The organism is Streptococcus mitis, assembly GCF_003943905.1.
GTDB classification, from domain to species: Bacteria; Bacillota; Bacilli; order Lactobacillales; family Streptococcaceae; genus Streptococcus; species Streptococcus mitis_BC.
Genome location: NZ_RJNS01000002.1, coordinates 422,007 through 437,713, shown reverse-complemented (window position 1 = coordinate 437,713; position 15,707 = coordinate 422,007). Strand labels below are relative to the sequence as shown.

At 41.8% G+C, this 15,707-nt stretch carries 15 protein-coding genes and 1 tRNA gene; 2 read left to right on the top strand and 14 right to left on the bottom strand.

Annotated features, from left to right (window positions below; all coding sequences use genetic code 11):
- Window positions 1-127 precede the first annotated feature (127 nt).
- Both D8854_RS05895 and rlmD read right to left on the bottom strand, forming a co-directional pair.
- Window positions 128-199: transfer RNA gene (locus D8854_RS05895), tRNA-Glu, on the bottom strand.
- A 58-nt stretch (window positions 200-257) separates the two neighbouring features.
- A complete protein-coding gene (rlmD, locus tag D8854_RS05890; protein ID WP_125450179.1) occupies window positions 258-1,628 on the bottom strand; it encodes a 23S rRNA (uracil(1939)-C(5))-methyltransferase RlmD in 1,371 nt (456 codons plus the stop codon).
- Between the two features lie 37 nt (window positions 1,629-1,665).
- On the opposite strand from rlmD, the gene recX reads away from it, so the two are divergent.
- Window positions 1,666-2,442 (top strand): recombination regulator RecX, encoded by a 777-nt coding sequence (gene recX / locus D8854_RS05885; protein ID WP_000705112.1) that lies wholly within the window; start codon window positions 1,666-1,668, stop codon window positions 2,440-2,442.
- Between the two features lie 88 nt (window positions 2,443-2,530).
- Window positions 2,531-3,064, top strand: coding sequence for a DUF402 domain-containing protein (locus D8854_RS05880; protein WP_000775318.1), 534 nt, complete (start codon window positions 2,531-2,533; stop codon window positions 3,062-3,064).
- 69 nt (window positions 3,065-3,133) lie between these two features.
- Here D8854_RS05880 and D8854_RS05875 read toward each other — a convergent pair whose 3' ends face one another.
- The 12 genes from D8854_RS05875 to D8854_RS05820 form a co-directional block, all read right to left on the bottom strand.
- Entirely contained in the window at window positions 3,134-3,901 is a 768-nt protein-coding gene (locus tag D8854_RS05875) for an epoxyqueuosine reductase QueH (protein WP_125450177.1), read from the bottom strand.
- A gap of 137 nt (window positions 3,902-4,038) precedes the next feature.
- Window positions 4,039-5,661, bottom strand: a complete 1,623-nt coding sequence (gene groL / locus D8854_RS05870) for a chaperonin GroEL (protein WP_125450175.1) — start codon at window positions 5,659-5,661, stop codon at window positions 4,039-4,041.
- 15 nt (window positions 5,662-5,676) lie between these two features.
- The gene (gene groES, locus D8854_RS05865) at window positions 5,677-5,961 is read right to left on the bottom strand and encodes a co-chaperone GroES (protein ID WP_125450173.1); all 285 of its coding nucleotides are present in this window, start codon (window positions 5,959-5,961) and stop codon (window positions 5,677-5,679) included.
- A gap of 156 nt (window positions 5,962-6,117) precedes the next feature.
- A complete protein-coding gene (locus tag D8854_RS05860) occupies window positions 6,118-6,513 on the bottom strand; it encodes a single-stranded DNA-binding protein (RefSeq protein WP_125450171.1) in 396 nt (131 codons plus the stop codon).
- A gap of 78 nt (window positions 6,514-6,591) precedes the next feature.
- Window positions 6,592-7,353, bottom strand: coding sequence for an SDR family NAD(P)-dependent oxidoreductase (locus tag D8854_RS05855; protein ID WP_125450169.1), 762 nt, complete (start codon window positions 7,351-7,353; stop codon window positions 6,592-6,594).
- Window positions 7,354-7,394: 41 nt separating this feature from the next.
- Window positions 7,395-8,021 (bottom strand): YtpR family tRNA-binding protein, encoded by a 627-nt coding sequence (gene ytpR / locus D8854_RS05850; protein WP_125450167.1) that lies wholly within the window; start codon window positions 8,019-8,021, stop codon window positions 7,395-7,397.
- A gap of 15 nt (window positions 8,022-8,036) precedes the next feature.
- A complete protein-coding gene (locus tag D8854_RS05845; protein ID WP_033583674.1) occupies window positions 8,037-8,354 on the bottom strand; it encodes a thioredoxin family protein in 318 nt (105 codons plus the stop codon).
- Window positions 8,351-8,650 (bottom strand): DUF4651 domain-containing protein, encoded by a 300-nt coding sequence (locus tag D8854_RS05840; RefSeq protein WP_033583672.1) that lies wholly within the window; start codon window positions 8,648-8,650, stop codon window positions 8,351-8,353. The genes D8854_RS05845 and D8854_RS05840 overlap by 4 nt, the downstream gene beginning before the upstream one ends.
- Window positions 8,651-8,746: 96 nt before the next feature.
- Window positions 8,747-10,354, bottom strand: coding sequence for a CTP synthase (locus D8854_RS05835; RefSeq protein WP_125450165.1), 1,608 nt, complete (start codon window positions 10,352-10,354; stop codon window positions 8,747-8,749).
- Window positions 10,355-10,671: 317 nt separating this feature from the next.
- Entirely contained in the window at window positions 10,672-11,262 is a 591-nt protein-coding gene (rpoE, locus tag D8854_RS05830; protein WP_000418415.1) for a DNA-directed RNA polymerase subunit delta, read from the bottom strand.
- 371 nt (window positions 11,263-11,633) lie between these two features.
- Entirely contained in the window at window positions 11,634-13,037 is a 1,404-nt protein-coding gene (locus D8854_RS05825; RefSeq protein WP_125450163.1) for a deoxyguanosinetriphosphate triphosphohydrolase family protein, read from the bottom strand.
- A 21-nt stretch (window positions 13,038-13,058) separates the two neighbouring features.
- Entirely contained in the window at window positions 13,059-15,707 is a 2,649-nt protein-coding gene (locus D8854_RS05820) for a valine--tRNA ligase (RefSeq protein WP_125450161.1), read from the bottom strand.

Genomic DNA, 15,707 nt, shown 5'->3' with positions numbered 1-15,707 from the left:
AGTTTTCAAAGGTCTTTGTCACTCAATCTCTCTCAAGCGACAACTATATTAGTATATCACAGCTGTTGACCTATGTCAACACTTTTTTGAAACTTTTTTTACTTTTTTCGTCCCTGCGATACACACATAGTCCGTACGGGATTCGAACCCGTGTTACCGCCGTGAAAAGGCGGTGTCTTAACCCCTTGACCAACGGACCTTGAGTTTTTCAACTCTTTCTATTATACCTACTTTTTTACCTTTGTCAAGGGATTTTTTCAGTGAATTTGATTTTTTCTTTTCTTAACCAACTTCACGACCGCTTCTGTCCGTGCGGTATGGGGAAACATATCGACTGACTGGATATACTGGAGATCATAGACTTTCACTAGTTTAACTAAATCTCGCGCCAAGGTCGAAACATTGCAGGATACATAGACCATTTTTTCTGGAACATAAGTCAGAATGGTATCCAACAACTTATCATCTAAGCCCGTACGAGGAGGATCTACTATCAGTGCATCCGCCCTATAGCCCTCTTGATACCAGCGTGGAATAATCTCTTCAGCTGTCCCCGCTTCGTAATGGGTATTGTCAAATCCCATTTTTTGAGCATTTCGCCTAGCATCTTCAATGGCTTCTGGAATAATATCCATCCCTCTGAGACTCTTGACCTTATTTGCGAAGGCGAATCCAATTGTCCCAACACCGCAATAAGCATCAATCAGATGATCTTCTTTGCTAACATCTAGAGCTTTAACTGCTTCACTATAGAGAATCTCTGTCTGCTCTGGATTGAGCTGATAGAAGGCACGGGGCGAGAGAGAAAACTCATAGTCGAGTACTCCTTCTTGAATACTCTCTTGGCCCCAGATAATTTCCGTCTTTTCACCATAGATTTCACTTGTTTTTGCTGTATTTGTATTGACTGCAACTGTGACGACTTCTGGAAAATCTTTAACTAAGTCTTTTACTAGCTGGGTTAAATTAAGCTGACGATTTGTGACGATGATTATCTGGACTTGTCCCGTCTTCCTTGCTCGACGTACCATGATGGTGCGAACGCCTAGCGTTTTTCTCTCATCGGTGATGGGGATTTGATGGTAAGTAAGAAGTTCAGCTAGGCGATTCGCAATCACTTGGGTTTCCTTATCTTGTACCAAGCAGTCTTTTAACTCTACGAGATAATGAGAGTTTTGTGCATACAAACCTGCCTTGACCTGATTGTTAAATTTCCGAGTTTGAAATTGCAACTTAGCACGGTAGTACTTCGGTTCCTGCATTCCGATAGTTGGACGGATTTCATAGCTTTCATATCCTGCAGGAGCAAATTTTTTCAGAGCTTGGTGGAGCAAGTTCGTTTTGAACTCTAACTGTTTATCATAGTGAAGGTGCATGATCTGGCATCCACCACATTCATTATAAATCGTACAAGCCGGTACGACTCGAAATTTCGACTTCTTATTAACCTTTAGTAATTTTGCTTCAACAAAGTTGCGTTTAATAGAAGTAATCTGACAATAGATATCTTCTCCTTTGAGGGCACCTGGCACAAAAACGAGGGTTTTCTGGTAGAAACCGATTCCCTCACCATTGATACCCATCCGCTTGATTTTTAAAGGTATTTTTTGTTTGACTTTCAGATTCATACCCCTATCTTATCACATTTTACGGTATAATAGAACTATGAAAATCACAAAACTTGAAAAGAAAAAACGCCTCTACTTAATGGAGCTAGATAATCAACAAACCTCTTATATCACGGAAGATACCATTGTCCGTTTTATGTTGTCTAAAGATAAGGTTGTTAGCAAAGAAGAATTAACCGAGATACAGGCCTTTGCCCAGTTTTCTTATGGTAAGAATCTCGCACTCTACCATCTATCATTTAAAGCTCGAACCGAAAAGGAAGTTCGTGAGTATCTGAAAAAGTATGAACTTGATGAAAAAATCACTAGTCAAGTTATCGCTAACCTTAAAGAAGATAACTGGATTAATGATCGTCAGTATGCCTACTCTGTCATCAATGCAAATCAACTTTCTGGAGATAAGGGACCTTATGTGCTAATTCAAAAACTGTCTCAAAAAGGGATTGCCAAATCAACTATTGAAGATGTTTTAATGGATTTTGATTTTTCAGAGGTTGCTCAACGTGTTGCAGAGAAACTGCTTAAAAAATACACGGGAAAGCTTCCCGCTCGTGCCTTGCAGGATAAGATTATTCAAAATTTGACGAACAAAGGTTTCTCATATTCTGATGCTAAAAAAGCCTTTGATGATTTGGATAGTCAAGTCGACCAAGAAACGACTCAAGAACTCATTTTCAAAGAGTTAGACAAACAATATACTAAATACGCTCGCAAATATGAAGGTTACGAACTAAAGCAACGTTTGACCCAAGTTTTAGCTAGAAAAGGCTATGATTTTTCGGATATAGCAAGCGCTCTCAGAGAATATCTTTAACATTTTCAGGTAAAATTCAAAAAAATTAGACCAATTTATGATATAATAGTAAGCGATAAACTTATAAATTGTAGAAAGTTGGTTAGTTATGAAACTTCCAAAAGAAGGCGACTTTATTACAATTCAAAGTTATAAGCATGATGGGAGTCTCCACCGTACTTGGCGGGACACCATGGTACTAAAAACAACAGAGAACGCTATTATCGGCGTCAACGACCACACACTTGTTACCGAAAGTGACGGTCGTCGTTGGGTGACTCGAGAACCGGCTATTGTTTACTTTCACAAAAAATATTGGTTTAATATCATTGCTATGATTCGTGATAATGGGATTTCCTACTATTGCAATATGGCCAGCCCCTACTATCTAGATGAGGAAGCCCTGAAATACATTGATTATGATTTGGATGTCAAGGTCTTCACTGATGGTGAAAAGCGTCTCTTGGACGTTGAGGAGTATGAGCGCCATAAACGCAAAATGAAGTATTCTGATGATTTAGACTATATTTTGAAAGAGCATGTCAAAATCCTTGTTGATTGGATTAACAATGGGCGCGGTCCTTTCTCAGAGGCCTATGTCAACATTTGGTACAAACGCTACATAGAACTAAAGAATCGGTAAAGTTGTCAAACTGGGGTGAGAGCCCTGGTTTTTTATTTGAAAAACCCAGCTTTTCAGCTGGGGTGATTTCTATATATCTAATTTAGTAACAGTAAACTTGATGTGGGAATAGTCTTTTTCAACATCCTTATCCAACAAGAAAGCCGTGGCATCCTTCTTAATCTGAACAAGGTCAATGTTCTGGGCTTGAGCCGCATAGACGCATCCACAATAACATTGACGATAAATATCATACTCCTCGCACATCTCCACCGAACGCTTGTAGCCTTGATTTTTCTTGAAATCACTTGGAAGATAGTGGGTGGTATAAATCTTTTGCACATCAATGCCGATGCTGTTAATGGTTTGAGAATTCTTATGGGGACTGATGGTCAAGGCTGAACCAAAGTAGTCAAAGCCCAAGTCCATAGCCACTTGCGCTGTTTTGTCCAAACGGTAGTCAAAGCAAACCTTGCAACGGTCGCCACCTTCAGGTTCTTCTTCCAGTCCTCTAACTAATTTTCGGTATTCATTTGGTTCGTAGGGAGCTTCTAGGTACTGAACCGTATTTCCTGTTCGCTCATTGAAATCACTGACAAATTTTTGGGTAACATAGGCGCGCTTATGGTATTCTGCCTTAGGATGGATATTGGAATTAGCAAAATAGATAGTCACATCAGCGTATTTGGTCAGGTATTCTAGGGTATAGGTACTACAAGGAGCACAGCAAACATGCATGAGAATAGTTGGACGTTCCTCATTTTTTTCCCAAACCTTAACCATTTTCTGCATAACACGGTCATAATTAATCTTCTGATTGGGATTCATCTTGCTCAGAATTTCTTCTACATCAATCATGTTCTTCTCCTTTTTCTAGTCTTATTTTATCATATAAGTTAGGAGAGCTCAAATCTATTTAGAAGTGAATATCATAAAAAGGAGGGATAGGCATTCCCTCCTTTTGTGTTTCTTATGAATTGCTTAGTATAGAAAGCTTACATCATCCCACCCATCATGCTTGGATCCATGGCTGGAACTGGGGCAACTGGTTCTGGTTTATTGGCTACGACTGCTTCTGTGGTCAAGATCAAGCTGGCTACAGATGCTGCATTTTGAAGGGCAGAACGACTAACCTTAACTGGGTCGATGATTCCTTGATCAATCATATTAACCCACTCACCAGTTGCTGCGTTGAAGCCTGTACCAAGCTCAGCATTCTTCAAGCGATCGATGACGATTGACCCTTCGAATCCTGCATTGTGAGCGATTTGACGAACAGGTTCTTCCAAGGCACGGAGAACAATATTGCGGCCTGTTGCTTCGTCTCCTGTCAATTCCAAGGCAGCAACAGCTGGAATCACGTTGGCAAGAGCTGTTCCACCACCAGCAACGATTCCTTCCTCAACGGCTGCACGAGTAGCGTTAAGGGCGTCTTCAATGCGGAGTTTCATTTCCTTCAACTCAGTTTCAGTTGCAGCACCGACCTTGATAACTGCGACACCACCTGACAATTTAGCCAAGCGTTCTTGGAGTTTTTCACGGTCGAATTCAGAAGTTGTAGTTTCGATTTGAGACTTGATAACTGCGACACGGTGGGAAATGGCTTCAGGATTTCCAGCACCTTCTACGATAACCGTGCTGTCTTTGTCCACAGTCACTCTAGCTGCTTGACCAAGCGCTTCAATTGTCGCGTCTTTCAACTCAAGACCAAGATCCTCTGTGATAACTGTTCCACCTGTCAAAATAGCGATATCTTCCAGCATAGCTTTGCGACGGTCACCAAAGCCAGGTGCCTTAACTGCTACCACGTTGAATGTTCCACGAATCTTGTTCAAGACAAGGGTTGGAAGAGCTTCGCCATCCACATCGTCTGCAATAATCAAGAGTGGACGATTGCTTTGGAGAATGCTTTCTAGAAGTGGTAAGATTTCTTGGATATTGGAAATCTTCTTATCGGTAATCAAGATGTATGGATTTTCAAGATCAGCCACCATTTTTTCGCTATCTGTCACCATGTACTGTGATAGGTATCCGCGGTCAAACTGCATTCCTTCCACGACTTCAAGTTCTGTTTCCATACCACGTGACTCTTCAATAGTGATGACACCATCTTTACCAACTTTTTCCATAGCTTCAGAGATGTATTCGCCGACTTTTTCAGAACGAGAAGATACAGCGGCAACCTGAGCGATGGCTTCTTTATTGGCAACAGGGATGGCATTGTTTTTCAAGGCTTCTACAGCTGCGGCAACTGCTGCTTCAATCCCCCGACGGATACCGATTGGATTGGCACCTGCTGTGACGTTCTTGATTCCTTCACGTACGATAGCTTGAGTTAAAACAGTTGCAGTTGTCGTTCCGTCACCTGCGATATCGTTGGTCTTTGAAGCTACTTCTGATACCAATTTAGCACCCATATTTTCAAAATGGTCTTCTAGTTCAATTTCTTTGGCAATGGTTACACCGTCATTGGTGATGAGTGGTGAACCGAATGATTTTTCAAGAACAACATTACGACCTTTTGGTCCTAAGGTTACTTTAACTGTGTCTGCTAGGATATCAACACCACGAACCATAGCTGAACGAGCATCAGATGAAAATTTAATTTCTTTTGACATACTTATTTCCTCCTATTATTCTTCCACGATTGCCAAGATGTTAGCTTCGCCTACAATGATATACTTTTTATCGCCATCTTTGACATCAATACCTGCATGGGCTTCAACTAAGACACGGTCTCCAGCCTTAACGCTTGGAGCAACCAAGTCACCGTTCAAGGTACGAACACCTTGTCCAGTAGCTACAACTTGGGCTGTTTTTGTTTTTTCTTGGGCTGAGCCTGCAAGGACAAAGCCTCCAACGGTTTGTTCTTTTTCTTCGATTTTCAAGACCACACGGTCTCCCAATGGTTTCAACATTTGCTTTCCTCCATAATGAGATAGATATCGTTAGCACTCTTTACACCCGAGTGCTAATCTATAGTTCTATTGTATCACTTGGTCAGAAATAGTCAAGAAAAAAGTCTGACTTTCTCAACATAAAAAAGCCTAAGATTGACTCAGGCTCTTCTATGCTTAAAATGGCAATTCTTCCTCTTCCAAGACCAAATCTGCCAAATCTTGACCTGCCTTATTTTCACGCATGGCACGTTGGGCGCGACTTTCCAAGAGTTGGAATCCTGTCACCAGAACTTCTGTCACATAGTTGGTCTGGCCATTTTTCTCGTAGCGACGGGTACGTAGTTCCCCATCAACAGAAATAAGACTACCTTTAGTTGCATAACTTGCCAAGGTTTCTGCTAGTCTGCCCCAAAGAACCATATTGACAAAGTCGGCTTCACGTTCCCCATTTTGGTCTTTGTAACGACGGTTCACAGCAATCGTTGCGCGCGCTACTGACTTGTCATTGTTGGTTTTGTGCAATTCTGGTGTAGACGTCAAGCGCCCGATCATGATAACTTTATTATACATATTTTCTTCCTCCTACTTATCTATTCGCAGGAAATCAAAAAAAGTTACAGAAATTTGTAACTTTTCAAGGAAATTTTTTTACTTTTTATGAACCATAAATCCAGTTGCCTGTTGATTGGCCATAATGGTCATATCTGTAATCTGCACACGACGAGGTTGACTGGTCACATAGACAACTGTGTCTGCGATGTCTTGTGCCTGCAAGGCTTCGATTCCCTGATAGACCGCCTCAGCTCGCTCTTTGTCACCGTGAAAACGAATTGTAGAGAAATCTGTTTCGACAATCCCCGGCTGAATGGTTGTCACCTTGATGTCCGTTGCGATGGTATCAATTCGCAGACCATCTGAAAAAGTCTTGACTGCAGCCTTAGTCGCAGAGTAGACTGCTGCACCAGCATAGGCGTAGATTCCTGCAGTGGACCCCATATTGATGATATGGCCTTGATTTGCTGCAACCATGGAAGGCAAGAAAGAGCGAGTGACTGCCATCAAACCTTTGACATTGGTATCCAACATGGTCAGCATATCCAACTCTTCATAGTCCTGATAGGGTGCCAAGCCTAGAGCCAGTCCGGCGTTATTGACCAAGATATCAATCTGACCAATCGTTTCTAGAATATCGGAACAGACGGTCTTTACCATGGTCATATCCGTCACATCCAGTGGGAAAGTCCAAACTGTTTGATTTGGAAAAGTTTCTGCAAACTCCGACTTGAGGGCTTCTAGTCTGTCTGTCCGTCGTCCAGTTAGGACGACATTCTCACCCTGATCCAGATAAGCACGCGCAATCGCTTCACCAATTCCTGATGTCGCTCCTGTAATCACGACATTTTTTGTCATCTTATTTCCTCCTATCTGGTGTATAATATTCTGACAACTTCCTAGGCAGTCCAGTGTTTAGCTGGGTCGAATGGAGTTCCGACAACTTGGTCTTCTGATAATTCAATGACCCCACGTTTTTGCGGAGCATTTGGCAAGGCAAGTTCACGAGGGCTGCACATCATGCCAAAACTTTTTTCGCCACGAAGTTCGCCTGGGAAAATGAGATTACCTTTGGGCATCATCGCTCCAGGAAGAGCTACAATGGTTTTCAAACCAACACGCGCATTAGGAGCCCCCGCAACGATTTGCACCGTTTTATCACTTGCGACTGCAACTTGGCAGATATTAAGGTGGTCACTATCTGGGTGTGCTACCATCTCGACAATCTCCCCAACAACAAACTTAGGCTCCTTATCATTAACAATTTTTTCTGCAAAGCCTTCCGCTCGCAATTCTTGGTTCAAACGTTCTACTTGCTCATCTGTCAAAAAGACTTGACCGCGCTCTGCAATTTCAAACAAACTTGAAACTTCGAAAATATTCCAAGCTACTGTTTCCCCATTTTCTTTGAGGCAAACACGGGCAACCTTGCCTTTGCGTTCCACGTCCAACTTGGCATCTCCGCTGTTTTTCACGATGATCATAAGGACATCGCCAACATACTCTTTGTTATATGTAAAAATCATTGTTTCCTTTTTCTCCTATTTCAGTCCTGCTAAAAAGTCGTTAATTTGTTGCTTGCTTTTACGGTCACGATTGACAAATCGGCCGATTTCCTTGTCCTTTTCTAGCACAACAAGACTAGGAATGCCGTACACATCCCAGAGTTTGGCCAGATCCAGATACTGGTCTCGGTCCACTCGAATAAAGGTGAACTCTGGATTGGTTTCCTCAATCTCTGGCAAGGCTGGATAGATATAACGACAATCGCCACACCAGTCCGCCACAAAAAGGAAGACCTTCTTGCCATCTTGCTCTACAAAACCTGCTAGTTCTTCTATACTATTGGGAGTAATCATAAGACTTCCTCCTCATAGACCAGGTCTTCATTTTCATAGACAAAGGTATAGTGACGACCATCCTCGAAAACGACTCCTCCGACAAGTCGCTCTAGGCTACTCTCGTAGACTTGAACATAGAGAGTCGCAATCTCACCCATATCTGAGAAAAGTTCGCGCACGATAGCGGTCAACTCTTCTTGAGTCTTCATGAGTTTGTGGTTATCTGCTGCTTTTTTAGCCCCCAAAGCAAGGGCACTTAGACCAGCCACAGTCAAGCCAGTCATCCATAATTTCTTAGCTTTCATACCATTCATTGTAACACAAAAAGGGCTCTAGGACAAATAGGGAAGCCGTATAGGAGCAAGGCAATTAAAAAACCTCTGAGATTGCTCTCAGAGATTAGAAGATAACTAGTTACTATTCTCAACTGCTGCAGTAACAAAGGCAGTGTAGAGTTCTTCTGGACGGTTTGGACGGCTGGAAAGTTCAGGGTGATACTGACAAGCCACAAAGAATTTATTCTCAGGAATTTCCACAATTTCGACCAAACGATTGTCTGGAGAAACTCCTGAGAAGACAAAACCTGCTGCCTCAAACTGTTCACGAAAGGCATTGTTAAACTCATAACGGTGACGGTGACGGCGTTGCACCACTTCTTGATTGTGATAAGCAGCCGCTGCTTTAGAACCACGTTTTAACTTAGACGGATAAAGTCCCAAACGAAGGGTGCCACCCATATCCTCAACATCAACCTGATCACGCATGATATCTATGATAGGGTATTTTGTTTCTGGTGCAAGTTCAGCAGAATTGGCACCTTCAAGACCCAAAACGTGACGAGCAAACTCGATACAAGTCAACTGCATTCCCAAGCAGACTCCCAACATTGGGACATCATTCTCACGCGCATATCGGATGGCTTGGATTTTCCCTTCCGTACCACGTTGACCAAAACCTCCTGGTACGATTATTCCGTCCGCATCAGACAAGAGTTCTGCTACATTCTCTGCTGTCACATCATTGGCGTTAACCCAATTAATCTTCACTTCTGCGTCGTTGGCATAACCAGAGTGTTTCAAGGCTTCAACCACTGAGATGTAGGCATCTTGCAACTCCACATACTTACCAACAAGGGAAATCTTGACTTGTTTATTGAGGTTCATAACCTTGTCCACCATGGCTGACCACTCTGTCATATCCGCTGCTGGTGCGTCTAGTTTCAAATGGTCACAGACAATTTGGTCCATACCTTGTGCCTGCAAATTCAATGGAATTTGGTAAAGGTGTTCGACATCCAAAGACTCGATAACAGCTTCTGGTGCCACGTCACAGAACTGAGCTAGTTTATTTTTAATTCCTTGACCAGCTGGTTTCTCTGTACGAATAACCAACATATTTGGCTGGATTCCCAAACCACGCAATTCTTTTACAGAATGCTGAGTTGGTTTGGTCTTCATCTCACCAGCAGCCTTGAGGTAAGGAAGCAAGGTTGTATGGATATACATGACATTATCTGCACCCACATCTGCCTTCATCTGACGAAGAGCCTCTAGGAATGGCAAGGACTCGATATCCCCAACAGTTCCACCAACCTCTGTGATAATGACATCAGAGTCTGTCGTTACAGCGGCACGCTTGATTTTTTCTTTCAAAGCATCTGTGATATGAGGAATAACCTGAACAGTTGCCCCAAGGTATTCTCCACGGCGCTCTTTACGAAGAACTTCACTGTAAATTTTACCAGTTGTCACGTTGGAATATTTGTTGAGGTTGATATCGATGAAACGTTCATAGTGACCCAAGTCCAAATCTGTCTCAGCCCCATCATCAGTCACAAAGACTTCCCCGTGCTGGTAAGGACTCATGGTTCCCGGATCGATATTGATATAAGGGTCAAACTTCTGAATAGTCACTTTTAGACCACGATTTTTCAAGAGACGCCCCAGACTTGCTGCCACAATCCCTTTCCCAATAGACGACACCACACCACCAGTTACAAAAATATATTTCGTAGACATAGATTCCTCTTTCTAAAATGCTCAAGGTCTTGTTAACTACGAGGGGAGATAGAAAACAAGACCCTTATGAATAACGACTTTTCAAGAAAACTTCCTGAAAAAACAAAAATAGCTCCCTAGTAACTAGGGAGCCCCGACCTCTAAAAGAGGTGCCCGAACAATATAATACCTTAAAGCAGAACATTTGTCAACCCGAATGGGTAAAACATGAAAAAAAGAAGATTGTTTTCAGAAAACAAATTAAAGATCCGCATCCAAACTGATGACCTGCTCAAGGAACGAAAAAGGAGATCTTACGATCTCCTCTGTGAAGTCTTTTACTCTTCTTCACTCGTTTCAGCGTCATCGTCAGAAAACTCGTCGTCTTCTTCGTTAAGATCCACGTCTTCACCCAAGTCATCAGGAGCGATTTCGTTGATTTCTGCATCGTAAGCTTCCACTTCATTTTTCTCATCATCTGGATTTTCATCATCATATGAAAGAGCTGGATCTGCTTCGTATGCATCTTCGTCTTCTGGATCATCTGCGTTGTAGTCAATGGCATCTGAGTCGCCATCCATAAAGGCATTGACACGTTTTTTCTTAGCTTTTGGTGCTACTTCATCGTCGTCACTTTCTTCAAGAGCGATGATTTCTTCGTCGATTTCGTCTACACCATACCATGAACGAAGACCCCATTTGTTGTCCCCAAGAGAGATGAAGCTACCGTCAAAGTTCAACTCTGTGTAGAACAAAGGCAAAGCTTCGCGGATATCGCTGTTTGATGTTCCAAGGTAGTTTTGAATTTCGTTTACAAGATCGCTAAAATGCATCTCATGATCGCGACCACGAAGTTCCAAGATAGCGCGCGCTACCTCAATCATAGATAGTTCACTTTTTTCTTGCCCAGCAAATACTTCTAATTCCAAAGCGTTTCTCCTCATTTTTACTACTATCGCCAGAGCGAACAGACTCCGACCTCATTTTATCATGTACTCTTTATTGTACGATAATTTTGCGGAATAGTCAAAGGTTAAATGGGGGAAAGTGACAGGACTTTTTATTTCTTTGCTACCCAGCCGATAGCATCGCTTGGGGGAGTTTCGGTATCAATCCAGATGATATATAAAAATTAAGTTGCAATGTTGTACTTCTCAGGTCGGTTCGAACTTACAGAATTTATCATGTAGTAACCTGCTTTCTAAGTTAGTAATTATGATATTAAATCATAAAATTACTTAAAGTTTTGCTGATCAATAATATACAGTCATAAAAAAGTTAACCAAATTATTAATTTGTTCTATTCTATATTTTTTTTGCGTAATCTATATTTTTTTGGAGAGCTAAATATTTCTCTAACATATTTAACATTAAACGGATCCTCTCCAAAATGTTTCATATAAACTTCTATGGCATATGTGTCCATCATTCCAGAAATATAGTCTAATACTTTTCTAGATTTAACCTCTTTATTTTCATTGTCTTCTCTGTTCCATCTATACTCAATGGGCATTAGCATACCATCTTTATTGTACTCATCATTCATAAATAATTCAAAGAGTTTCGTTAAAATTTTTGTTCCAACTCTTTCATAAAGCATGATATTATCTGAACTAGTCACACATTTAAAGATAGTAGTTTTAAGGGCTTCTGCTAAATCTTCATAATTTTTAAAGCCGAGCTCTTCCTTGTTCATTGTTCCTGTTTTTGATTGAAATTCAGGAGATACTTGAATAACACCGATATCTTCGATAAGTTTATTCACAATAATAGAAATTAATTCTCTTCGGAAATAGAAATCATAATCTTCCGATTGAAGTCCTTTATCTCCCTTTTTTTTTGCAAAAGTTTTTGCATTTCTTACCCAAGTATTGAACGCTTTTTTAGATTTAATATTTAGTTCATTATCTTCTATATTTTCCAATCTAAAAATAAATTCATCAATTGTAAAGTAGTTACTAGCTAATGCATCTTCTAAATCATGAGCACAATATGCAATTTCATCTGCAAGATCAACTATTTGAACATCAATTGTTCTAAACGGCAAGTCTTTATTGTTACAAACGTCTTTTAGACTTTCAGATAGTTCATCATAGTCATCTCTATATAAAAATTTTTTCTTACCCTTGTCATAAGGTACAAAATATTTGATAATTGCTGCTAAAGTACGATAAGTCAAATTGAGACCACTAGATTGAGGAAACTTCTTTTCGATTTTTCTTAAGACTCGAATACCTTGCGCATTTCCCTCAAATCCAACATCAGGAGCAAGGTCATTCAAAACTCTTTCCCCATGATGACCAAAAGGAGGATTTCCAACATCGTGAATCAAGGAACCTGTCTCAACCACTATGCTCATTTTTGAGAAATTTTCCTCAATTTTTTTCTGATTTTTTATATCAGCATTCTTAAATTTCGCTTTAATTTCTTTCTCAACCTTTTTTTTGAGTTCATCAACAATTCCATGAGCTATTTGTGAGACCTCAAAACTATGAGTTAATCGATTTCTATGAAAAGCTTTACTATTCACTTCGAATAGTTGCATCTTGCCTTGTTGACGTCTAAATGAAGTTGAGTAGATAACTCTTGCATAATCTCTTTTTAATTGATCACGTTTTCGATTTGGAACTTCATTATGCTCTCTAACTTCTAACTTTTTAATTTTTTTCCAATGATCTTCTAGGAATGTAATTAATTCTGTCATAATATCACCTATGATTTTTTTCTAGACCAACTTCTTCATCTCATCAATACGCGCTACTGTCGCGTCGTACTTAGCTTGGTAGTCGGCTTGTTTGTCGCGTTCTTTTTGGACGACTTCTGGTTTGGCATTGGCTACGAAGCGTTCGTTAGAGAGCTTCTTGCCGACCATGTCCAGTTCTTTTTGCCATTTAGCCAGTTCTTTGTCGAGACGAGCCAGTTCTTCTTCGACGTTAAGAAGATCAGCCAAAGGCAAGTAGATTTCTGCTCCTGTGATGACGCTTGACATTGCGAGCTCAGGTGCAGGGATGGTTGATGCGATTTCCAAGTGTTCTGGATTTGTGAAGCGTTTGATGTAGTTGACATTGCTGTTAAAGAAGGCTTCCAAGTCGCTATCGCTTGTCTTCACAAGGATGGTGATAGGCTTGCTTGGTGCAACGTTTACTTCAGCACGCGCATTTCGAACAGCACGGATCAAGTCTTTGAGGCTTTCTACACCAGTGTGGGCAGCAAGGTCTTCAAAGGCTGGGTTAACAGTTGGGTATGCTGCTGTAACGATAGAGCCTTCTGAAATTTGTCCAAAGATTTCCTCTGTCACGAATGGCATGATTGGGTGAAGGAGACGAAGGATCTTGTCCAAAGTATAAAGGAGAACAGAACGTGTGATGACTTTCTCTTCTTCGTTATCACTATAAAGGACTTCCTTGGTCAACTCAACGTACCAGTCCGCAAACTCATCCCAGATGAAGTTGTAGAGGATGTGTCCAGCTACACCAAACTCAAACTTGTCAAAGTTTTCAGTAACTTTGCCGATCGTTTCATTGAGGTTGTGGAGGATCCAGCGGTCTGTGACATTTCCAGCTCCCTTGTTGGCAACTTTTTCGACATTAGCTGTTGCTTGCTCGAGAGTCAAACCTTCATTGTTCATGAGGATGTAGCGAGAGATGTTCCAGATCTTGTTAATGAAGTTCCATGAAGCATCCATTTTCTCATAAGAGAAGCGGACGTCTTGCCCCGGTGCAGAACCGTTTGAAAGGAACCAACGAAGGCTATCTGTTCCGTACTTATCAATAACATCCATTGGATCAATCCCGTTACCCAGAGATTTAGACATCTTGCGTCCTTGCTCATCACGAATGAGACCATGAATCAAGGCATTTTTGAATGGCGACTTGCCAGTAAATTCCAAACCTTGGAAAATCATCCGAGACACCCAGAATGGAATAATATCATAACCAGTCACCAAAGTTGATGTTGGATAATAACGTTTAAAGTCTTCTGAGTCGACATCCGGCCAGCCCATGGTAGAGAATGGCCAAAGAGCCGAACTGAACCACGTATCCAAGACGTCTTCGTCCTGAGTCCAACCGTCACCTTCTGGAGCTTCTTCGCCGACATATATTTCACCCTCAGCATTGTACCAAGCAGGGATTTGGTGACCCCACCAGAGCTGACGAGAGATTACCCAGTCGTGGACATTTTCCATCCATTGGAGGAAGGTATCGTTGAAACGAGGTGGGTAGAATTCTACCTTGTCTTCTGTATCTTGGTTGGCAATAGCATTCTTGGCCAATTGGTCCATTTTTACGAACCACTGAGTAGACAAGCGTGGTTCAACCACAACACCTGTACGTTCTGAGTGACCAACGCTGTGGACACGTTTTTCGATTTTAACGAGGGCGCCGATTTCTTCCAACTTAGCAACGACTGCCTTACGAGCTTCAAAACGGTCCATGCCTGCAAATTCGAAGGCCAAGTCATTCATGGTTCCGTCGTCGTTCATGACGTTGACTTGTGGCAAGTTGTGGCGTTGACCAACCAAGAAGTCGTTTGGATCGTGGGCAGGTGTGATTTTCACGACACCAGTACCAAACTCAGGATCTGCGTGCTCATCTCCAACAATCGGAATCAATTTATTAGCGATTGGAAGGATGACATTTTTACCAATCAAGTCCTTGTAGCGTGAGTCTTCTGGATTGACTGCAACAGCTACGTCCCCAAACATGGTCTCAGGACGAGTTGTCGCAACTTCAAGGGCGTGTGAGCCGTCTTCTAGCATGTAATTCATGTGGTAGAAGGCACCTTCCACATCCTTGTGAATCACCTCGATATCAGAAAGAGCTGTGCGAGCTGCTGGGTCCCAGTTGATGATAAACTCACCACGGTAGATCCAGCCTTTCTTGTAAAGGTCCACAAAGACCTTGCGAACGGCTTTTGACAAACCTTCGTCAAGGGTGAAACGCTCGCGAGAGTAGTCTACAGAGAGACCCATCTTTCCCCATTGTTCCTTGATGGTAGTGGCATATTCGTCTTTCCATTCCCAGACTTTATCTAGGAATTTTTCACGACCAAGGTCATAACGCGTAATGCCCTCACCACGCAAGCGCTCCTCAACCTTAGCTTGAGTGGCAATACCAGCGTGATCCATACCAGGAAGCCAAAGGGTGTCAAAACCTTGCATTCGTTTTTGACGGATGATGATATCCTGAAGAGTAGTGTCCCAAGCGTGACCAAGGTGGAGTTTCCCAGTTACGTTTGGTGGTGGAATTACGATTGAATAAGGCTTAGCCTTTTGATCGCCTGAAGGCTTGAAAACATCAGCATCAAGCCATTTTTGGTAACGACCAGCCTCAACCTCGGCCGGATTGTATTTAGGTGAAAGTTGTTTAGACAT